The 20,882-nt window shown below is 48.9% G+C and carries 18 protein-coding genes; 6 read left to right on the top strand and 12 right to left on the bottom strand.

From position 1 onward, the window contains the following. Positions 1–72 precede the first annotated feature (72 nt). On the top strand, positions 73–513 hold the full coding sequence (gene yciA / locus GE278_09280; GenBank protein QLK60936.1) for an acyl-CoA thioester hydrolase YciA: 441 nt from the start codon (positions 73–75) through the stop codon (positions 511–513). Between the two features lie 77 nt (positions 514–590). Here yciA and GE278_09275 read toward each other — a convergent pair whose 3' ends face one another. Then, positions 591–1,322, bottom strand: a complete 732-nt coding sequence (locus GE278_09275; GenBank protein QLK60935.1) for a TonB family protein — start codon at positions 1,320–1,322, stop codon at positions 591–593. Between the two features lie 213 nt (positions 1,323–1,535). Between GE278_09275 and GE278_09270 the strand changes: the two genes are divergently transcribed. Further along, positions 1,536–1,832: a YciI family protein gene (locus GE278_09270; GenBank protein ID QLK60934.1), complete on the top strand. Its 297-nt coding sequence runs from the start codon at positions 1,536–1,538 to the stop codon at positions 1,830–1,832. A gap of 274 nt (positions 1,833–2,106) precedes the next feature. On the opposite strand, the gene GE278_09265 is transcribed toward GE278_09270, so the two are convergent. Beyond that, a complete protein-coding gene (locus GE278_09265; protein ID QLK60933.1) occupies positions 2,107–2,289 on the bottom strand; it encodes a YciY family protein in 183 nt (60 codons plus the stop codon). A gap of 280 nt (positions 2,290–2,569) precedes the next feature. Between GE278_09265 and cls the strand changes: the two genes are divergently transcribed. Together cls and GE278_09255 are read left to right on the top strand one after the other, a co-directional pair. After that, complete coding sequence (cls, locus tag GE278_09260; protein QLK60932.1) at positions 2,570–4,030, top strand: cardiolipin synthase; 1,461 nt, start codon at positions 2,570–2,572, stop codon at positions 4,028–4,030. 81 nt (positions 4,031–4,111) lie between these two features. Continuing rightward, positions 4,112–4,435, top strand: a complete 324-nt coding sequence (locus GE278_09255) for a DUF440 family protein (GenBank protein QLK60931.1) — start codon at positions 4,112–4,114, stop codon at positions 4,433–4,435. Between the two features lie 70 nt (positions 4,436–4,505). Here the strand turns inward: GE278_09255 and oppF are convergent, their stop codons facing one another. From oppF to GE278_09225, 6 genes are all read right to left on the bottom strand, one after another. Continuing rightward, complete coding sequence (gene oppF / locus GE278_09250) at positions 4,506–5,510, bottom strand: murein tripeptide/oligopeptide ABC transporter ATP binding protein OppF (protein ID QLK63253.1); 1,005 nt, start codon at positions 5,508–5,510, stop codon at positions 4,506–4,508. Between the two features lie 29 nt (positions 5,511–5,539). Continuing rightward, positions 5,540–6,562 carry an oligopeptide ABC transporter ATP-binding protein OppD gene (oppD, locus tag GE278_09245; GenBank protein QLK60930.1) on the bottom strand — a complete coding sequence of 341 codons (1,023 nt, stop codon included), beginning with the start codon at positions 6,560–6,562 and terminating at the stop codon, positions 5,540–5,542. Between the two features lie 11 nt (positions 6,563–6,573). Further along, entirely contained in the window at positions 6,574–7,482 is a 909-nt protein-coding gene (gene oppC, locus GE278_09240) for an oligopeptide ABC transporter permease OppC (protein ID QLK60929.1), read from the bottom strand. 15 nt (positions 7,483–7,497) lie between these two features. After that, complete coding sequence (gene oppB / locus GE278_09235) at positions 7,498–8,418, bottom strand: oligopeptide ABC transporter permease OppB (protein ID QLK60928.1); 921 nt, start codon at positions 8,416–8,418, stop codon at positions 7,498–7,500. A gap of 180 nt (positions 8,419–8,598) precedes the next feature. Next, entirely contained in the window at positions 8,599–10,239 is a 1,641-nt protein-coding gene (oppA, locus tag GE278_09230) for an oligopeptide ABC transporter substrate-binding protein OppA (GenBank protein ID QLK60927.1), read from the bottom strand. 1,163 nt (positions 10,240–11,402) lie between these two features. Further along, positions 11,403–12,047: a YchE family NAAT transporter gene (locus GE278_09225; GenBank protein QLK60926.1), complete on the bottom strand. Its 645-nt coding sequence runs from the start codon at positions 12,045–12,047 to the stop codon at positions 11,403–11,405. A gap of 540 nt (positions 12,048–12,587) precedes the next feature. Between GE278_09225 and adhE the strand changes: the two genes are divergently transcribed. After that, entirely contained in the window at positions 12,588–15,263 is a 2,676-nt protein-coding gene (gene adhE / locus GE278_09220; GenBank protein ID QLK60925.1) for a bifunctional acetaldehyde-CoA/alcohol dehydrogenase, read from the top strand. 142 nt (positions 15,264–15,405) lie between these two features. On the opposite strand, the gene GE278_09215 is transcribed toward adhE, so the two are convergent. Beyond that, positions 15,406–16,011, bottom strand: a complete 606-nt coding sequence (locus GE278_09215; GenBank protein QLK60924.1) for a thymidine kinase — start codon at positions 16,009–16,011, stop codon at positions 15,406–15,408. Between the two features lie 619 nt (positions 16,012–16,630). Between GE278_09215 and GE278_09210 the strand changes: the two genes are divergently transcribed. Further along, a complete protein-coding gene (locus tag GE278_09210; protein ID QLK60923.1) occupies positions 16,631–17,038 on the top strand; it encodes a DNA-binding transcriptional regulator H-NS in 408 nt (135 codons plus the stop codon). A gap of 197 nt (positions 17,039–17,235) precedes the next feature. On the opposite strand, the gene GE278_09205 is transcribed toward GE278_09210, so the two are convergent. The 3 genes from GE278_09205 to rssB form a co-directional block, all read right to left on the bottom strand. Then, positions 17,236–18,243, bottom strand: a complete 1,008-nt coding sequence (locus GE278_09205) for an NAD-dependent epimerase/dehydratase family protein (GenBank protein QLK60922.1) — start codon at positions 18,241–18,243, stop codon at positions 17,236–17,238. A gap of 9 nt (positions 18,244–18,252) precedes the next feature. Beyond that, positions 18,253–19,596: a nucleotide sugar dehydrogenase gene (locus GE278_09200; GenBank protein QLK60921.1), complete on the bottom strand. Its 1,344-nt coding sequence runs from the start codon at positions 19,594–19,596 to the stop codon at positions 18,253–18,255. 226 nt (positions 19,597–19,822) lie between these two features. Further along, positions 19,823–20,836 (bottom strand): two-component system response regulator RssB, encoded by a 1,014-nt coding sequence (gene rssB / locus GE278_09195; GenBank protein QLK60920.1) that lies wholly within the window; start codon positions 20,834–20,836, stop codon positions 19,823–19,825. Positions 20,837–20,882 lie beyond the last annotated feature (46 nt).

Raw genomic sequence — 20,882 nt, 5'->3', positions numbered from 1 at the left:
GATCTTTTGAACGGGCCTTTCTCTGAAAGGCCTTAATTTTTGAAGTCATTGAACTGTGTGAAGCAACTCTCTATGAACGAAAAACATAGCTTACCCAATGGTGAAATGGTGCTGCGCACGCTGGCAATGCCTGCGGATACCAATGCGAATGGCGATATCTTCGGCGGATGGTTAATGTCGCAGATGGATATGGGCGGTGCTATCCAGGCGAAGGAGATCGCCAAAGGTCGCGTAGTGACGGTTCGCGTGGATGGCATGACATTCCTCAAGCCGGTCGCCGTCGGTGACGTCGTATGCTGCTACGCACGCTGCATCCGCACCGGCAACAGCTCCATCACCATCAATGTAGAAGTCTGGGTCAAGAAAGTCTCTTCCGAGCCGATCGGACAGCGTTACAGAGCCACTGAAGCGGTCTTTACCTATGTCGCCGTGGATGAAGAAGGCAAATCACGCCAGCTTCCAGACGGGCGAAGTAATTTCAGTGTTGATTCTGAAGGTGTTTCGCAGGATTGATTTCTTGAAGTGATACATCAAAACGAAAAAGGTCGCCTGATGAGGGCGACCTTTTTTTATTGCAGAAACAGCGGGGATTATTCGACGGAAGAACCGCCTTCTACTTTGAACACCAGATTGACCACCAGATTACTGGCCGCTTTAGGTTCATAGCGCCACTTACGCATCGCCTGTTTTACTTCACGTTCAAACATGTTGCGCGGCTCTGCCGAGAGAATACGCACGTTCTCTACGCGACCGTCGCTGTCCACGTCAAACTGCACGCGGACGCGTCCATCAATGCGCAGCGCTAACGCGCGTGCCGGATAGAACGGTTTACCACGTTCAAGCGGACGCGGGCCGCTGGTGCTTTGCGTATTGCTTGACGCTGGCGGCTGGCTGACCGGTTTCGTCACCGGCTGATTACTGGTCACCGGAGCCGTCTGCACAGTTTGCGTTGGTTTTTCTACCGGACGCTCAACGGGTTTGACCTTCGGCTTCACCACCGGCTTTTTCACCGGTTTCGGTTTAGGTTTCGGTGGTTCAGGAATAACCACAGCCTCCGGCGGCGGTGGCGGCTCAGGTACCACTTCCGGTTCTGGCTCAGGTTCCGGTGGCGTCGGTTCCGCCTGAGGTGGCGGCGGCGGCGGCGCAAAGTCGGCAGGATTGACCATCGTCACGCTCATGACCTTCTGTTCCTGCACTGGCAATTTAAGTGCGTCACTGACCGTGACATACAGCACGGCGGCAATAACTACAGCATGTAAGCCGACGGAAAGCGCCACCGGCAAAGAAACCTTGCGAATAAACCTAAACTTTTTTAGCGGCATAATGATTCTTTTTCCCCGTGAAGCCGCAAGTTTAAATGTAAATAGCAATCATATTCAACACCGAGATGACAACTATTCTCAAATAACCTCTGACTTGATCCCGCGCAAAGCACTTTCTTCAGGCTTCAGGTTTAGCTATGGTAATTCTGCACATCATTCTGCCCGCGCCAAAACGCGACAGATTACTCATTAAAACCGTAAGAAAGGTGGCTCATGCTTTACGTTATTTATTCTGAAGATGTATCCGACTCACTGGAAAAACGTGCGGCTGCCCGCCCTGCGCATATTGAAAGACTTAAGAAATTGCAGGCTTTGGGTCGTGTGTTAATCGGTGGGCCGACGCCGGCAATCGACAGTGAAGATCCCGGTGCTGCGGGCATGACCGGTTCACTGCTGGTGGTAGAGTTTGAAACCCTGGAAGCCGCGAAATCCTGGGCGGATGCTGACCCGTATGTCGAGGCCGGTGTATATAAAGCCGTCACCGTAAAACCCTTTAAACGCGTCTTCTGAGACGTTATTGCGCCACAACCTGAACCGTCGTGGCGCAATAACCCCAAAGCCGTCACAATGCTTTCATGGCTTCTGTGTTAACATGTTTACCCCTGCCCATGAGGTAAGCACTATGTCATTCTTCGACGGATTGAAGTTTCTAACCAGTAAAACCACGAAGGTCACCTGTCCGGAATGCGGTTATGTTGCTGAACAGATCAGCACCAAAGTTCGCAAAAACTCCACGCTGGTCTGTAAGAAATGTGGCGCACTTTTTCAGCCTAAATCCCGCTAATCACGAACTCCATTCGTAATTCACGGCATACAATGACAGGCGTTGATGTTGTTGGTGGTGGATTTGACGAATACGGTAGATGTGACGATAGCGTCTCGACTGACCTTCCAGCCAGCGGCTTCTCCGGCGCTGAGTCTGGCGTAACATACGCCAGCGACCGACTTCATTTTTACTGCGTTTCATGCACCTGTGTCCCGTGGTGGCCGTCACTGTTCAATAATGAAAGAATAAGAACGGAAGAATTTAGCCGGGATATTATAGGCCGATGACGTTGTGATCCAAGTCTTGTTTGTCACCTTGTCTCCTGTAATCAGCTAACCTTGATATCAGCACCCTGAGGATTTTTGTCTGTCTTAAACAGATTCAGAGGTAGCTGATTGATTGGTGGGAAAAAGTTGGTTAAAAGAATCCCCCAAACACGTACACTTACGCCAATGGCTTGCGAACAGGATTTTTCGCCTTTATGACAACTTTCTATACGGTAATCAGCGGATTTCTGGTTTTTGGTTACTGGTTACTGATAGCCGGCGTGACTCTGCGCATTTTGATGAAACGCCGCGCGGTGCCTTCTGCCATGGCGTGGTTGCTGATCATTTATATCATTCCTCTGGTCGGCATCATCGCCTACCTGTCTTTCGGTGAGCTGCATTTAGGCAAGCGTCGTGCCGAACGTGCAAAAGCGATGTGGCCTTCTACGGCGCGCTGGCTGAATGACCTCAAAGATTGCCAGCGGATTTTTGCCACCGAAACCAGTGAAATTGCCGCCTCTTTATTCCAGCTCTGCGAACGCCGTCAGGGTATCGCGGGGGTTAAAGGCAACCAGCTTCAACTACTGACCACCAGCGATGATGTGCTTAAAGCGATGATGCGCGACATTGAACTCGCGCGCAGCAACATTGAGATGGTGTTTTACATCTGGCAACCCGGCGGGCTGGTCGATCAGGTCGCTGAATCGCTGATGGCGGCTTCACGACGTGGTATCCACTGCCGTCTGATGCTCGACTCAGCCGGCAGCGTGACTTTCTTTCGCAGCCCGTATCCGGCGATGATGCGCAATGCGGGTATCGAAGTGGTCGAAGCATTGCAGGTAAATTTGTTCCGCGTCTTCCTGCGCCGTATGGATTTGCGTCAACACCGTAAAGTCGTATTGATCGACAATTATGTCGCTTATACAGGCAGTATGAACATGGTTGATCCGCGCTTCTTTAAACAGGATGCGGGCGTTGGTCAGTGGGTTGACCTGATGGCGCGCATGGAAGGTCCGGTAGCGACCACCATGGGTATCGTTTATTCCTGCGACTGGGAAATCGAAACCGGTAAACGCATTCTGCCACCGGAGCCTGATACCAATCAGATGCCGTTTGAGCAGGAAAGCGGTCACACCATTCAGGTTATCGCGTCCGGTCCGGGTTTTCCGGAAGACATGATCCATCAGGCTTTGCTTACCGCCACGTATTCTGCACGTGAACAACTGGTGATGACCACGCCTTATCTGGTACCGAGCGACGATCTGCTCCATGCGATTTGTACCGCCGCACAGCGCGGTGTGGATGTCAGTATTATTCTGCCACTGAAAAATGACTCAATGATGGTGGGCTGGGCCAGCCGAGCATTCTTTAACGAGTTGCTGGAAGCCGGTGTAAAAATTTACCAGTTCGAAGACGGCCTGCTGCACACTAAAAGTATTCTGGTAGATGGTCAGCTGAGTCTGGTAGGGACAGTGAATCTGGATATGCGCAGTCTGTGGCTCAATTTTGAAATCACGCTGGTGATCGACGATGCCGGATTCGGTGCCGACCTGGGTCGCGTTCAGGAGGATTACATCGCGCGTTCCCACCTGCTGGACGTTGAGGCCTGGCTGAAACGTCCTTTCTGGCATCGTCTGGTTGAACGTTTGTTCTACTTTTTCAGCCCGCTGCTGTAAAAGCCGCCTTGAGCGTGGTGTAATACGCGCAGTACCGGCTTTGATAAAGCCTGAATACACTTATTTGTAAACGAGAATGCTATGGACCTGAATAATCGCCTGACCGAAGACGAAACCCTTGAGCAAGCCTACGATATCTTTCTGGAACTGGCCGGGGATAACCTGGATCCGGCGGATATCCTGATCTTCAACCTGCAATTTGAAGAACGCGGTGGCGCTGAGCTGTATGATCCGGCTGAAGACTGGGTAGAACATGTAGATTTCGATCTTAACCCTGATTTCTTTGCTGAAGTGGTCATTGGTCTGGCGGATGCGGAAGACATGCCGATCAACGATATTTTCGCCCGCGTTTTGCTGTGCCGCGAAAAAGATCACAAACTCTGCCATATCCTCTGGAAAGAGTAGCCTGAACACAGCGCGAAAAAAAACCTGCCAGCGGCAGGTTTTTTTATGCTTCAGCACTGCCGCAAATGGCTCAGAGCGGATCGACTTTCAGGCAGGAAACCGCGTGGCGGAAACTGCCTTCGAGCAGCGGACGGGTGATCGCACATTCTGGCCCGGCTATCGGACAACGAGTACGGAACACGCAGCCGGATGGCGGATTGATAGGCGAAGGTAACTCCCCTTCCAGCAACTGAATCACTTTGTTGCGCTCTTTATCCGGATCCGGCACCGGCACCGCAGACATCAGCGCACGGGTGTATGGATGCTGAGGATTGTTATACACCTCATCATACGTGCCCAGCTCGACTGCGTGACCGAGATACATCACCAGAACACGATCGGAGATGTGTTTTACCACCGCCAGATCGTGCGCGATGAAGATCAGTGACAAGCCCATTTCGCGCTGCAACTGTTGCAGCAGGTTCACCACCTGCGCCTGAATCGACACGTCCAGTGCAGAGACCGGTTCGTCACAGATAATCAGCTTTGGCTCAAGGATCAGCGCACGCGCGATACCGATACGCTGACACTGCCCCCCCGAGAATTCGTGCGGGTAACGGTTGATAAGGTTAGGCAACAGCCCGACCTTCAGCATCATTGCCTTCACTTTTTCTTTGACCTCTAAACGAGGCATATTCGGGTTATAAGTTTTCAGCGGTTCAGCGATGATTTCGCCGATGGTCATACGTGGGTTCAGGGACGCCAGCGGATCCTGGAAAATCATCTGGATATCGCTGCGGGTTTTACGCCACTCGTTATCTGACATATTCAGCAGGTCTTTACCCAGCCACGCCACGCGGCCATCAGTAGCTTTCACCAGACCGATCAACGCACGGGCAAAGGTGGATTTACCACAGCCGGATTCCCCTACCACGCCCAGCGTTTCGCCCTCGTAAAGACGCAATGTGACGCCGTCCACGGCTTTCAGCGTTTTAGACGGCTGCCAGAACCATTGTTTGCCATCTTTAATGTCGAAATGGACTTTAAGATCCGCCACTTCCAGCAGAACTTTTTTCTCTGGCGCGTGGGTGTTCATCGCGGCGCTGTCCATGATTGTATTGTCAGTCATACCAGTTCCTCCAGCGGCTTGTAGCAGGCACGCAAACGACCATCACCGAAACGCTCAAGCGGTGGCGCGGTGGCACAAATATCCATTGCGTGCGGACAACGCGGCTGGAACGGGCAGCCTTTTGGCAGACGCAGCAAGTTTGGCGGGTTACCCGGTATGGTCATCATTGCGCCACCTTCCGCATCCAGACGCGGAACGGCATTCAGCAGACCGATTGAGTATGGATGGCACGGCTCATAAAACACGTCGCGGGCACGGCCATATTCCATAGTACGGCCAGCGTACATCACCAGCACTTTGTCACAGATACCGGCAACAACGCCCAGATCGTGTGTGATCATGATGATCGCGGTATTGAACTCAGCTTTCAGTTCATTCAGCAGCGTCATGATCTGCGCCTGAACGGTCACGTCCAGTGCAGTGGTGGGTTCATCGGCGATCAACAGTTTCGGACGACACAGCAGCGCCATCGCGATCATCACACGCTGGCGCATACCACCGGAGAATTCGTGCGGGAACATTTTCATACGCTTGCGGGCTTCCGGCATTTTTACCGCGTCCAGCATACGTACAGATTCTTCGAAGGCTTCACGTTTGCTGAGGTGTTTATGCAACATCAGCACTTCCATCAACTGCTCACCAACGCGCATGTACGGGTTAAGTGAAGTCATTGGATCCTGGAAAATCATCGAAATCTGCTCCGCGCGCAGCTTGTTCAGCTCCTTTTGCGGCAGATTGAGGATTTCGCGCCCGTTGAATTTCGCTGAACCACCGATGCGGCCATTGCTGGCCAGCAGGCCCATCAGCGCAAACGCAGTCTGGGATTTACCGGAACCGGATTCACCCACGATACCTAAGGTTTCGCCGGCGCGCAGGTCGAAGTTCAAATCATTGACTGCGGTAACATCGCCGTCAGGCGTCTCGAAAGTGACGCGCAGGTCTTTCACGTCCAGCAACATCTCGCCTTTCAGGGCAGAAACCGGTGCCGCTTTAGCTTGAATTTGTTCAATGGTGCTCATGGTTGCACTCCTTAACGATCTTTCGGGTCGAGGGCATCACGCAGGCCATCGCCGATAAAATTGAAACAGAACAGAGTAACAACCAGGAAGCCTGCCGGGAACAGCAGTAACCAAGGTGAAACTTCCATCGAGTTGGCACCGTCACTTAACAACGCGCCCCAGCTGCTCAGCGGCTCCTGCGTACCCAGACCTAAGAAGCTCAGGAAGGATTCAAACAGGATCATGCTTGGCACCAGTAGTGATGCATAGACCACTACGACACCTAAAACGTTGGGAACAATGTGACGCAACACGATATTACGCGTACTTACTCCGCTGACTAACGCCGCTTCGATGAATTCTTTACGTTTCAGACTAAGAGTTTGGCCACGCACGATACGCGCCATATCCAGCCATGACACCATGCCGATCGCCACGAAAATCAACAGGATATTCTGCCCGAAGAAGGTAACCAGCAAGATAACGAAGAACATGAACGGGAAGGAGTTGAGGATTTCCAGCAAACGCATCATGGCGGAGTCAATCTTGCCACCCAGATAGCCAGACAACGATCCGTACAACGTACCGAGGATCACCGCCACCAGCGCAGCCGCGACACCCACCATCAGAGAGATACGTCCGCCGATCGCCACACGAACCAGCAAATCACGGCCTGAAGAATCCGTCCCGAAAAAGTGGTGCGACGCCATATCAGGCGCGGCCGACATCATATTCCAGTCGGTATCATCGTAGGCAAACTGCGATAAGAACGGAGCGAAAGCCACGAATAAGGCAATAAAGGCCAGGACAATCAGGCTGGTGACTGCAGCGCGGTTATGCATAAAGCGACGACGCGCGTCCTGCCACAAACTGCGGCCTTCAACTTCCAGTTTCTCGGTGAAGTTCTCGACAACGTCGCTGTTTTTTTTACTTAACATCATTGACGTACTCCGGCATTAATAACGGATTTTCGGGTCGATGACGGCGTAAAGCACGTCAACGATCGCATTGAATAAAATGGTCAATGCGCCCACTAAAATAGTCAGACTCAGTACCAGCGAGTAGTCACGGTTTAAAGCGCCGTTAACAAACAGCTGGCCGATGCCCGGCAATCCGAAAATGCTCTCGACCACCATCGAACCGGTGATAATCCCCACAAACGCAGGTCCCATGTAAGACAGGACAGGTAACAATGCAGGCTTGAGTGCATGGCGCAAAATAATGCGGTGCAACGGTAAGCCTTTCGCGCGCGCTGTGCGGATAAAGTTGGAGTGCAGGATTTCGATCATAGAACCACGCGTGATACGCGCAATGCTGGCGATATAAGCCAGTGAAAGTGCGACCATCGGCAGGATCATGTATTTGGCACCACCGCCGTTCCAGCCGCCGCCCGGCAACCATTTCAGGGTAATGGCAAAGATCAACACCAGTAACGGTGCGACGACGAAACTCGGGATAACTACCCCGGTCATCGCCACCCCCATCACGGTGTAATCCCATTTGGTGTTTTGATTCAGCGCGGCAATAACCCCGGCGCTCACACCAAAAACAATCGCCATGATAAATGCCGCCAGGCCTAATTTCGCCGAAACCGGGAAAGAAGCCGCGACCAGATCATTAACGGTGTAATCCTTATATTTGAACGACGGGCCGAAATCGCCTTTGGCCAGCTGTTCTAAATAATTGAAATATTGCTTATAGATTGGGTCATTGAGGTGGTATTTCGCCTCAATGTTCGCCATCACTTCTGGTGGAAGATTACGCTCACCCGTAAAAGGGCTGCCCGGTGCGAGACGCATCATAAAAAACGAAATGGTGATCAGAATGAATAGCGTCGGAATCGCTTCCAGACAGCGGCGTAAAATAAACTTTAACATTGCCCGTACCTGTTTCTAAGCCTGTCACTACAGCTTGATAGTTTTTGGCTTGGTCACGATAACCCGCGTGGGCGGGTTATCGTAGTGGCTCTTTGCTATGGCGCTCAATACCAGCGCCATAAGCATTACCTTCATCAAATAAAAACAGGGCAGCTCGGGGATGCCCTGTTTATTCACGTATTAGTGTTTGATGATGTAAAGATCTTTAACGTAGACGTTGTCCTGTGGATCTTTACCGGTGTAACCGCCAACGTATGGTTTCACCAGACGCGCGTTAACGTAGTAATAAACAGGGACAATCACAGAGTCTTTATCCAGCTGAGTTTCAGCTTTCTGATACAGACCTGCACGCTCATCGTCAGTTTTCGCTGTCAGAGTGTCCGCGATCGCTTTATCAAACGCAGCGCTCTTATAGTGAGAAGTGTTATTGCTGCTGTCAGACAGCATGGTGTTCAGGAAGGAAGACGGTTCGTTGTAATCAGAGCACCAGCCGGCGCGCGCTACATCGAAGTTGCCCTGATGACGGCTGTCCAGGAAGGTTTTCCATTCCTGATTAACCAGCTTCACGTCCACACCCAGGTTTTTCTTCCAGATAGCAGCTGCGGCAATCGCCAGTTTCTTATGCAGATCAGACGTGTTGTACAGCAGTTCGAAGGTCAGTGGTTTAGCCGGTGTGTAACCTGCTTCAGCCAGCAGTTTTTTCGCTTCGGTATTGCGCTGATCCTGAGTTTCTTTAAACCAGGCCGGAGGCGTCAGTTTCGCGCCGTCGGTGTAAGGAGGGGTGTAGCTGTACGCCGGCAGATCGCCCTGCGCTTTCACTTTGTTCACGATGATGTCGCGATCCAGACCCAGTTTCAGCGCTTCACGCACGCGTGAGTCAGTGAATGGTGCTTTCTGGTTGTTGATTTCGTAGTAGTAAGTACACAGGTACGGGTCAACGTGGACTTCGGTAGGGATTTCTTTTTTCAGTTTCTGGAAAAGTTCGATCGGCATGTTGTTATAAGTCATGTCGATTTCGCCGCTGCGGTAGCGGTTAACGTCTGTCACTTCAGAAGAAATTGGCAGGTAAGTGACCTGATTAATCACAGTTTTAGCGTTGTCCCAATAGGTCGGGCTACGTTCCAGCACGATACGTTCGTTGACAGTCCATGCCTTCAGTTTGTAGGCGCCGTTGCTGACATAGTTTTCTGGCTGAGTCCATTTGTCGCCAAATTTTTCAACAACGTTTTTGTTCACCGGCTTCATCGCGGTGTGGGACAGCATTTTAACAAAATAAGGGACCGGTTCGGTCAGGGTCACTTGCAGAGTGTGGTCATCAATCGCTTTCACACCCAGGGTATCAGGGCTTTTCTTACCGCTGATGATGTCATCGATGTTTTCGATGTGACCGTATTGCAGGTAGCTTTCATACGGAGAGGCTGTTTTTGGATCAGCCAGGCGCTGCCAGCTGAACACGAAATCTTGAGCAGTAACAGGGTCGCCGTTGGACCATTTTGCTTCCGGACGCAGGTGGAAAGTCCAGACTTTAAAATCTTTGTTTTCCCAGCTGGTAGCTACACCAGGAATGACGCTGCCGTTTTTGCTGTCGGTATTGACCAGGCCTTCCAGCAAATCACGGATAACGTTGGATTCCGGAACACCTTCCACTTTATGCGGATCGAGGGACTGTACTTCAGAACCGTTGTTACGCACCAGTTCTTGCTTGTCTGACAGCGTTAAGCCAGCAGGTACGTTAGCCGCAAAGGCGGTATTGATGGATATGGCGCCAACCGCAGCCATGATGCAGGCAGCCAGCAGATTTTTTTTTGTGATGTTGGTCATTGTCTTTCAACTCCAGTTTTTATTATGAACTTGCGCGCTCTGGCGCAAGATAAACCCTTTCCGGGTTAACGGATTTCAAAAGCAGGAACGAATTGCTCAGAAACTCCCCCATTTCGTCACCATTCACAGATGGTGTCCCCTCTTACTGCGTAAAGCCGTTGAAACGTCAGGCTGTTAAGCGCCGTGCGGTTTCAGAGATCGTTAAGGATGATCCCCTCCATTTGACTCACCCCGCCCACCGCCGGTATTGATTCCGGGGATAAACCAGGCCGTCGCATACTGTTATTCCTAATCCCACTCAATAAAACTTTTTGGCTTTCACCGGTGAAGCCGAAAGCCTCCCGTCGTCATCAAACGGCGGGAATCAAATAAGAAGAAGAACTGAAGATTTGTTTTGCTTAACGGGAAGATTCAACACAAGGCTATGTAATGCCAGCAACGCAAAGACCGTCTTCTTGAAAAGAGAAAGCGACTGAGGATAATTTTGCGTTACGTATTGCGACACTTCGCTCTCCAAAAACAAATGAAACTGCTTCAATCTTTCTGTGCCTTGCAAGATTCGTTCTCACTTAGAGCATGACTCTAAACAATTTTCCATTTGTGAAGACGTTTTGAAAATTATCAGAAGCCCGATACCGGCGCCAATTAATTTTGCAAATTTGTTACGCAATTCTCTTTTATACGTTGCAGACCTTTTGGGGGCCAGTAAGAACAACACTAACCAATCGTATATAAGCCACTGATTTTTATTAAAATCCAGCAAACTTTTAGATTCAAAAACGCATTGAAGTTTGCTCAATAACCCGGCTGACACAATCAGTTAACAATCTGCACATTTCAAGGATAATGCCCTGTTAACTGCTGTGTTAACACTAATAACATCTCGATACGGCCTGCACAAGCCTTACAGAATGATGTGGATAAATTAACGTCAAAACGGGCAGAAAAGGAGAGCATTAAGCAAAAAAATAGCTAAGTTTATTATAAGAAATGAAGACTTGGAGTGAAATGAAGTATGAGACGGGAGTTTACGCAACATTTGGGTGCAAACGCTCTTATTTACACCATTAGCTGCACTATATTAATGCATAGCGTTATAAGAGGAAGTAATAATTATCGCGGAAACACATCAGCGTTTACGCGATAATTTGTCTGCTTATTGATTAGAGAAGGCCGGGGAAAATAGCTTTTATCCCGGTGACAATAAACTCAATCCCCAGAGACATCAGCAACAACCCCATAATTCGGGTAATGACGTTGATGCCGGTTTGCCCCAATAAACGTACCAGCAAAGGTGCGGCACGGAACAAAAGCCAGCAACAGAAAGCGAAAAACATGATCGCCAGCGTCAGGCCAAGCAGGTTCTGCCAGCCGTTGTAGCGGGAGCTCCAGACGATTGTCGAGCTGATTGCCCCCGGGCCCGCCATCAGAGGTAAGGCTAAAGGAACAACACCAACGTTTTCACGGATCGCCGTTTCCGACTTCTCTTGTTTGTTCTGCTTATCTTCGCCGAGCTTACCGCTTATCATCGACATCGCAATGGTCACTACCAGTATGCCGCCGGCAATGCGAAATGAATCAATGGAGATCCCAAACAGATGAAGAATGGCATCTCCAAGAAATAAGGCCGTCGACAATATAATGGCCACAGACAGGTTAGCCGTCATATTGGTTTTATTTCGGCCAGCCGCTGCCTGATAACTGGTCATACTAATGAAGACCGGCAGGATCCCGACAGGGTTCACCAGTGCAAACAGCCCGACGAAAAATTTGATATAGCCTGAAAAATCTAATAAAGATTGGCTCACGCAGAACTCCGCACAAAATGCCAGTAGATGAAGGTCTTGATGGGGCGCTAATGTACTGGAATTGCAATGAAGGCGCCACGTCGTTTCATGGTATTTATCACCAGAATTTCAATTAAAAGCAGTGAATGACACTTTTGTTAAAAAAGTGTAATGTTAGTGCATTAAATGCCTGCTAGCTTGTAGACGATTTGAGGATTTTTGATAATTATTCTCAATTAACCCTAGCTGAAAGGTGTCAGCATCGGTGTTTAGTGATCCAGATCAAATTCCTTCTGCCTACAAATAGGTAAGCTTTGCGCATAGTCACTCACCGGTACTGGCGAACACGCTAACAAATAATCGTTCACGGGACGGTATCGAATGACAATTTATCTACTACAGGTGCTACACGACTGAAAGCTCTTTGAGCAAATAAAGAGACAGAGACAACACATTGAGAATATTAGTGTTAATTACTTTCTCACGGTGCGAGATAGCAAGGCTATACTCATCTCTGGCAGGTTATTTACTAAAAGAGTTTAACTTTATCAGGAGAGCATTATGGCTGTAACAAATGTCGCTGAACTGAACGCACTCGTTGCACGAGTCAAAAAAGCACAGCGTGAATATGCTAACTTCAGTCAAGAACAAGTAGATAAGATCTTCGCTGCCGCCGCCCTGGCTGCTGCCGATGCGCGAATTCTGCTGGCAAAACTTGCTGTTGAAGAATCCGGTATGGGTATTGTCGAAGACAAAGTGATCAAAAACCACTTCGCCTCCGAATATATCTACAACGCCTATAAAGATGAAAAAACCTGTGGCATCCTCGGTCAGGATGATACTTTTGGTACCATCACTATCGCAGAACCAATTGGCATCATCTGCGGCATCGTACCTACTACCAACCCAACGTCCACTGCGATTTTCAAAGCGCTGATTAGCCTGAAAACTCGTAACGGCATCATCTTCTCCCCACACCCACGTGCTAAAAATGCGACTAACAAAGCTGCAGATATCGTTCTGCAAGCCGCAATCGCTGCGGGTGCACCGAAAGACATTATCGGCTGGATTGATGAACCAAGTGTTGAACTGTCTAACCAATTAATGCATCACCCTGATATTAACCTGATTCTGGCGACCGGTGGTCCTGGTATGGTGAAAGCAGCCTACAGCTCAGGTAAACCAGCAATCGGCGTGGGCGCAGGTAACACCCCTGTTGTTGTTGACGAAACAGCTGATATCAAACGTGTTGTTGCTTCGGTTCTGATGTCAAAAACCTTCGATAACGGCGTAATCTGTGCGTCAGAACAATCCATCATTGTGGTTGATTCTGTCTACAACGCAGTACGTGAACGTTTCTCTTCCCATGGCGGCTATATGCTGCAGGGTAAAGAGCTGAAAGCAGTTTCCGATATCATCCTCAAAAATGGTGGCCTGAACGCAGCTATCGTAGGCCAGCCAGCAGCGAAAATCGCTGAAATGGCCGGCATCAAAGTACCGGCTCATACTAAAGTGTTAATCGGCGAAGTCAGCGTTGTTGATGAATCCGAACCGTTTGCACATGAAAAGCTGTCCCCTACCCTCGCGATGTACCGTGCTAAAGATTTTGAAGATGCGGTAGCAAAAGCAGAGAAACTGGTAGAAATGGGCGGCATCGGTCATACCTCTTGTCTGTATACAGACCAGGACAACCAACCAGAACGTGTTAACTATTTTGGCAACAAAATGAAGACTGCACGTATTCTGATCAACACCCCTGCTTCACAGGGTGGTATCGGTGACCTGTATAACTTCAAACTTGCCCCTTCTCTGACGCTGGGTTGCGGTTCATGGGGTGGTAACTCCATCTCTGAAAATGTCGGTCCTAAACACCTGATCAACAAGAAAACTGTAGCGAAGCGAGCAGAAAACATGTTGTGGCATAAACTTCCAAAATCTATCTACTTCCGTCGTGGCTCACTGCCAATCGCACTGGAAGAAGTGGCGACTGACGGAGCAAAACGCGCCTTCATCGTGACTGACCGTTACCTGTTCAACAACGGCTATGCAGACCAGATCACCAGCGTTCTGAAAGGCCACGGTATCGAAACAGAAGTGTTCTTCGAAGTAGAAGCTGATCCAACGCTGAGCATTGTGCGTAAAGGTGCTGAGCAGATGAACTCCTTCAAACCAGATGTAATCATTGCACTGGGTGGTGGTTCACCGATGGATGCTGCCAAAATCATGTGGGTGCTGTACGAACATCCAAACACTCAGTTCGAAGATTTGGCACTGCGCTTTATGGATATCCGTAAACGTATCTACAAATTCCCGAAAATGGGCGTGAAAGCGAAAATGATCGCCGTCACCACCACTTCCGGTACTGGTTCTGAAGTGACTCCATTTGCAGTTGTGACCGATGATGCAACGGGTCAGAAATATCCACTGGCTGACTATGCTCTGACTCCGGATATGGCTATCGTCGATGCCAACCTGGTCATGAACATGCCAAAATCACTCTGTGCGTTCGGTGGTCTGGATGCAGTAACTCACGCGCTGGAAGCTTACGTTTCAGTACTGGCGAATGAATACTCTGATGGTCAGGCGCTTCAGGCTCTGAAATTGCTGAAAGAAAACCTGCCAGCCAGCTACCACGAAGGGTCTAAAAACCCAGTGGCTCGCGAACGTGTTCACAATGCGGCAACTATCGCGGGTATCGCGTTTGCCAACGCCTTCCTGGGTGTCTGTCACTCCATGGCCCACAAACTGGGTTCAGAGTTCCACATTCCTCACGGTCTGGCCAATGCCATGCTGATTTCCAACGTTATCCGTTACAATGCTAACGATAACCCAACTAAACAAACTGCTTTCAGTCAGTATGACCGTCCACAGGCGCGTCGTCGTTACGCAGAAATCGCTGACCATTTAGGTCTGGGCGCTCCTGGTGACCGTACTGCACAGAAAATCCAGAAACTGTTAAACTGGTTGGACGAAATCAAAGCGGATTTGGGTATCCCAACCTCTATTCGTGAAGCAGGCGTTCAGGAAGCCGATTTCCTGGCTAAAGTAGACAAGCTGTCTGAAGATGCGTTTGATGACCAGTGTACCGGTGCTAACCCACGTTACCCACTGATTGCTGAACTGAAACAAATTCTGATGGATACCTTCTACGGTCGCGAATATAACGAAGACGTAGCTGATGAAGTTGCAGTTGCTGCACCAGCACCAAAAGCTGATAAGAAAACCAGCAAAAAATAACTTGCTGAGTTTTCGGTAAGCAAAAAACCCGCCAATTGGCGGGTTTTCTATTTGCGTCTCACAAAACTTTGAAGATTCTTACGCCAAAAATCTGAGTGTGATGCAACAGCGCATAGCGTTTTTCTGACCACTACGTTTCTTACTACGGCTTTATTGCGTCATTATCATCGATAGCAGCCATCGCTTCTTTGTAATGCTTACGACAGACCGACACATAGCTCTCGTCTCCGCCTATTACGACCTGAGCACCATCGTGCAGGGCGTGCCCTTTATCATCAAGTCTAAGGTTACGATTAGCTTTACGACCGCAGTGACAGATGGTTTTAAGCTCAACCAGTTTATCCGCCCACGCCAGCAGGTATTCACTGCCTTCAAAAAGCTCGCCACGGAAGTCCGTACGCAATCCATAACACAGGACAGGTACATCAAGGTCATCCACGACGTCTGTCAGCTGCGACACCTGCGCCTTGGTCAGGAACTGGCACTCATCAATCAGAACGCAGCTAAGACGCTGTGGGCCGCTCTCCTGAGCAATAAGAGTAAAGAGGTCAGTCTGATTATTATAAAGCTCTGCAGGCGACGACAGGCCGATACGAGAGCTGACTTTCCCGACACCAAACCGGTGATCCAACTCAGCGGTTAACACCAGCGTGCGCATGCCACGTTCTTGATAATTATATGAAGACTGCAACAGAGACGTAGACTTACCGGCATTCATAGCCGAGTAGTAAAAATAAAGCTGAGCCATGAAGCGGCGACCCCGTAACGTATTGGAAGGCGGAATTTTTCGGCTGAGATTGTACCACAAACACCTTCACGGATAACAATGTGTTACGGTTCTCAATATGAACCCGGAATAACCATTCCAGACATTTTGAAAATCACAGAAACTTACAATCAGAAATTATAATCCTCCGTGAGAGTAAGAGTTATCGTTACTGCTTATTACCTTACGGGACGGGCATTTATATGTAATTTTAGTGAAGAGATTGGTTTGTCTATACATTAAAGCACCGCTCGGCGGAGTCCTAAAAAGGCAGCAGTGATGCGGCTTATTGTGGTGTTAATGCCCTGCATGGCCTTATCCTTACAATTGACATTATAGTTAATGTTTTAATTGTCCGAGCGTGCAAAAGGTTATACATCCCGCAGTGCGATATGAGAATACACCTGCGGAATGTATTGAAAATAGGGTTATAACCCCCGCTAAATAGCGACTGCAGACTCAACTATATTTTAACAGCGTCATCATCATTTGCTTTAAATGCGTAAATTAGAGTCAGTAATACAAATTGTCTATTGCAGAACAGGGAAGAGCAATCTATTATTACACAAACGCCCCCCACCATATAATTGAGACTAGTATAATGAGCGAAGCATTAAAGATTCTGAACAACATCCGTACTCTGCGTGCGCAAGCAAGAGAATGCACTCTGGAAACTCTGGAAGAGATGCTGGAAAAATTAGAAGTTGTTGTTAACGAACGTCGCGAAGAAGATTCTCAGGCAGCTGCTGAAATTGAAGAACGCACGCGTAAACTGCAACAATACCGTGAAATGCTGATTGCTGACGGCATTGATCCTAACGAATTGCTGCAAACAATGGCTGCAACCAAATCTGCTGGTAAAGCTAAACGTGCTGCACGCCCTGCTAAATACAAATACATCGACGAAAACGGCGAAAACAAAACCTGGACCGGCCAGGGTCGTACTCCGGCTGTGATCAAGAAAGCAATCGAAGAGCAAGGCAAATCACTGGACGATTTCCTGCTGTAATTGCCCTTATTGACACAAGTATAAGTCATGATAAAACCCATCCATCGCGATGGGTTTTTTGTTTTGGTATTTCCATTGAACTTAACCGTCAACGTCCATAAATGGAAATTTGATTTATGGATAAACGACTATAAGATTTAACTGAATAATCAAAAACAAAAAAGGCTGCCTGAGCAGCCTTTGTTTACCACGCCAGTTTATACGTGGTAGAAATCTCGATACCAGTCCACGAAGTTTTGTACGCCCTGCTCGACTGTCGTTTCAGGCTTAAAGTTGATAGCCTCATAAAGCGGCTGTGTATCAGCACTGGTCTCATGCACGTCACCAGGCTGCATAGGCAGCAGGTTCTTGCTAGCTTCAATGCCCAGCGCCTTCTCAAGTGCACTGATGTAGGCCGTCAGTTTCACCGGGCTGTTATTACCTATATTATAAACACTGTAGGGTGCAGAACTGCTGGCTGGTGACCCATTTTCCACGGTCCAGTCCGGCTGAGGCTGCGGTATGACATCCTGTAAACGCACAATCGCTTCGGCTATATCATCAATATAGGTAAAGTCGCGACGCATTTCGCCGTGGTTATAAACATCAATACTCTGACCGGCGATCATTGCTTTGGTAAACTTAAACAGCGCCATATCAGGACGCCCCCACGGACCGTACACAGTAAAGAAACGCAATCCGGTGGTTGGCAGGCTATAAAGATGTGAATAAGTGTGAGCCATTAATTCATTGGCTTTTTTGGTCGCGGCATAAAGTGAAACTGGATGATCAACAGAATCATCCGTCGAGAAAGGTTGTTTCTTGTTCAGGCCATAAACTGAACTGGAAGACGCATAAAGCAAATGACCGACTTTATTATGACGGCACCCTTCCAGAACATTAACAAATCCTATGAGGTTAGAATCTGCATATGCCAAAGGATTTTCGATGGAATACCGGACACCGGCTTGCGCAGCCAAATGAATAACACGGTCAAAACGCTGCTCTGCAAACAAAGCGGCCATACCCTCGCGTTCGGCTAAATCCAGCTTAATGAACGAAAAGCCGTCTTTATTTTCGAGCTGCGCCAAACGCGCGAGTTTCAGATTGACGTCATAATAATCATTCAGATTATCAATTCCGACAACGGTATGACCTGCCGCCAGCAAACGTTGTGATACGTAAAAACCAATAAAACCCGCAGCGCCGGTAACCAGATATTTCATGAATACTCCTTACAGAACCGGATTGACTGATGCACCACGGCCAATACCGTAGTAAGTAAACCCGCGTTTTTCTAAACGTTCAGGATCGAATAAATTACGACCATCAAAGATGACCGGCTCTTTTAATGCATTTTTGATGACATCGAAATCTGGTGCGCGGAAATTCTGCCATTCGGTACAAATAATCAGCGCATCGGCGTTTTGCAATGCGGATTCTTTGGTACCCATCAGTTCGAGATCTTCACGATGACCGTAGATCCGCTGAGTTTCATTCATCGCTTCAGGATCATAGGCTTTGATTTTCGCACCTGCGGCCCAGAGTTGCTCCATTAATACGCGGCTGGAGGCTTCACGCATGTCATCTGTATTAGGTTTGAAAGAAAGGCCCCACAGCGCAAAGGTTTTGCCTTTGAGGTCTTCACCAAAATGACGCTGAATAAATGTCGGCAATTTATATTTTTGCTGATAATTCACCTGTTCAACGGCCTGTAATAATTTTGGCTGATAACCAATATGTTCTGCTGTACGGATCAGCGCCTGCACGTCTTTCGGGAAGCAAGAGCCGCCGTAGCCGCAGCCTGGATAGATAAAGTGATAACCGATACGGGAGTCTGAACCGATACCCTGACGCACTTTCTCAATATCTGCACCCAGCATTTCGGCCAGATTAGACATCTCATTCATAAAGCTGATTTTGGTGGCCAGCATACAGTTCGCCGCGTACTTGGTCAGCTCAGCGCTGCGGATATCCATCAGGATCATGCGGTCGTGATTACGGTTGAAAGGTTCGTACAGTTCACGGATAGGGTCGATGGCGTCAGGATTGTCGGTACCAATGACGATACGTTCCGGGCGCATACAGTCGGCGACAGCGGCACCTTCTTTGAGGAATTCAGGGTTTGAAACCACGTTGAAATCGATATCCACACCGCGCTTTTTCAGTACCTCGGTCATCACTGCACGGACTTTATCCGCAGTACCGACGGGAACGGTAGACTTATCAATCACCACTTTAGGTTCAGTCATATGTTCAGCGATGGTACGCGCCACGGCAGTCACATATTTCAGGTCTGCGGAGCCATCTTCATCCGGTGGCGTACCCACAGCAATAAACTGGACGGTTGCGTGCGCCACGCCTTCAGCCGCATCGGTGCTGAACAACAGACGCCCTGCTTCATAGTTCTGTTTGACTAATGGGGTTAAACCCGGTTCAAAAATGGGTATCTGACCATTTTTCAGATTTTCTACTTTTTTTGCATCCACATCGATGCACAGTACTTCATGCCCGACTTCAGCAAGAACCGCCGCCTGAACAAGTCCGACGTAACCGATACCAAAAACTGTTACTTTCATCAGCGAATTCCTATTATATATTTTTAAACATCATTTTTAGACTACGTGAAATTGAGACTTAAAATTCTGGGCGCATTATACCAGTTTCAAACGTAAGTGCCTCTGCAAAGGCATATTTTGCATAAGATAGGTCTTAGAATAATGTGATGAATTATGAAGACGAAAAGTCGTGCGTAGGAAATGCTCAATATTATTAAGGCATTATTCTACGCAATGAGAAATGTGCTCACTCAGTAGACAACATTAATCTCAGACGCCCACCCGATCCCCATACCTGACATTGCCACGCCTCGCAGCGCTGGCTTATCTGATTAGAATAGGTTGCGCCCGTCGTGCCCAGCGGCACACCGTTGCTAAGTTGAATGGTATTGGTGCCAGTATTGAGATTGGCATGCAGGCCTGCCGAAACCAGGATGAGATTTTTATGTTCGGCATGGTAGTACCCGAGTAAAAGTGGGAACTGGCCTTTGAGGTTTGCTTGTTTGAATAAATGATTCACCTGCTTAAGCAGTGTCGACATCTGCGGTAACCGCTGATGCTGGTCGCTCAAATGTTCACGCAGCAGGCTGTTAAAAATGGCACGCAGCAACAATGCTGCCAGTACGCCATTTTCATTAGCGCGGGTCACATCCAGGCAATAGAAACCCAAATCTTTCGATGATAATGCGGCAATATCCAGCACCAGTCCCGGATGATCCGTCGTCGTCAGCTGCCGGTAGTTAATGCGGCAATTGGCCAGCGTTTGCTGTACTGGTGGCTGTAATTCCTTAAGCAGCCTTTGCGCTTCATTCGGATTACGGCACAACGCTTCCCAGTCCTGAACCAGCGAACTTTCCTCCATCGCCTGAGAAGAAAACAGCTTCGGATACAGGCAGGTCAACAACGCGTCGCGTAACCGCTGTAGATCGTTTATTGGTTTAAGCAACACATCTTCGACACCAAGGCGCAGCATCGTCGCGACATCCGTCATTTTATCGGTGGCGGAAATCACCAGAACGGGGATTTTATTACCCTGCAGTCGCAAGTTTTCGACAAACTCGATACCGCCCATTTCGGGCATTGCTAAATCGCAGAGGATCAGATCAGGAGGAAAGTCTTCGATCAAGGATAAAGCCTGCAGGCCGTTTTCTGCTTCTGTGAAGGTGGCGCCGAGGGAACTCACATAGCCAGCGAGCACAGATCGGAAAACGGCTTCGTCTTCAACGATAAGAATGTGCTTGCTTGTAAGTGGTTTATCCATCACGGCCCCCAAATTTTCTTATTCTAATAGTGGCTCATAAAGCCTG

It is taken from the genome of Enterobacteriaceae bacterium Kacie_13, assembly GCA_013457415.1.
Classification (GTDB): Bacteria; Pseudomonadota; Gammaproteobacteria; order Enterobacterales; family Enterobacteriaceae; genus Rahnella.
This window is presented reverse-complemented; position numbering and strand designations above follow the sequence as displayed.

Excerpts from the sequence above, each read along its gene's own strand:
- yciA (QLK60936.1), top strand. The coding sequence starts at position 73 with ATGAACGAAAAACATAGCTTACCCAATGGTGAAATGGTGCTGCGCACG.
- GE278_09275 (QLK60935.1), bottom strand. The coding sequence starts at position 1,322 with ATGCCGCTAAAAAAGTTTAGGTTTATTCGCAAGGTTTCTTTGCCGGTG.
- GE278_09270 (QLK60934.1), top strand. The coding sequence starts at position 1,536 with ATGCTTTACGTTATTTATTCTGAAGATGTATCCGACTCACTGGAAAAA.
- GE278_09265 (QLK60933.1), bottom strand. The coding sequence starts at position 2,289 with ATGAAACGCAGTAAAAATGAAGTCGGTCGCTGGCGTATGTTACGCCAG.
- cls (QLK60932.1), top strand. The coding sequence starts at position 2,570 with ATGACAACTTTCTATACGGTAATCAGCGGATTTCTGGTTTTTGGTTAC.
- GE278_09255 (QLK60931.1), top strand. The coding sequence starts at position 4,112 with ATGGACCTGAATAATCGCCTGACCGAAGACGAAACCCTTGAGCAAGCC.
- oppF (QLK63253.1), bottom strand. The coding sequence starts at position 5,510 with ATGAACACCCACGCGCCAGAGAAAAAAGTTCTGCTGGAAGTGGCGGAT.
- oppD (QLK60930.1), bottom strand. The coding sequence starts at position 6,562 with ATGAGCACCATTGAACAAATTCAAGCTAAAGCGGCACCGGTTTCTGCC.
- oppC (QLK60929.1), bottom strand. The coding sequence starts at position 7,482 with ATGATGTTAAGTAAAAAAAACAGCGACGTTGTCGAGAACTTCACCGAG.
- oppB (QLK60928.1), bottom strand. The coding sequence starts at position 8,418 with ATGTTAAAGTTTATTTTACGCCGCTGTCTGGAAGCGATTCCGACGCTA.
- oppA (QLK60927.1), bottom strand. The coding sequence starts at position 10,239 with ATGACCAACATCACAAAAAAAAATCTGCTGGCTGCCTGCATCATGGCT.
- adhE (QLK60925.1), top strand. The coding sequence starts at position 12,588 with ATGGCTGTAACAAATGTCGCTGAACTGAACGCACTCGTTGCACGAGTC.
- GE278_09215 (QLK60924.1), bottom strand. The coding sequence starts at position 16,011 with ATGGCTCAGCTTTATTTTTACTACTCGGCTATGAATGCCGGTAAGTCT.
- GE278_09210 (QLK60923.1), top strand. The coding sequence starts at position 16,631 with ATGAGCGAAGCATTAAAGATTCTGAACAACATCCGTACTCTGCGTGCG.
- GE278_09205 (QLK60922.1), bottom strand. The coding sequence starts at position 18,243 with ATGAAATATCTGGTTACCGGCGCTGCGGGTTTTATTGGTTTTTACGTA.
- GE278_09200 (QLK60921.1), bottom strand. The coding sequence starts at position 19,596 with ATGAAAGTAACAGTTTTTGGTATCGGTTACGTCGGACTTGTTCAGGCG.
- rssB (QLK60920.1), bottom strand. The coding sequence starts at position 20,836 with ATGGATAAACCACTTACAAGCAAGCACATTCTTATCGTTGAAGACGAA.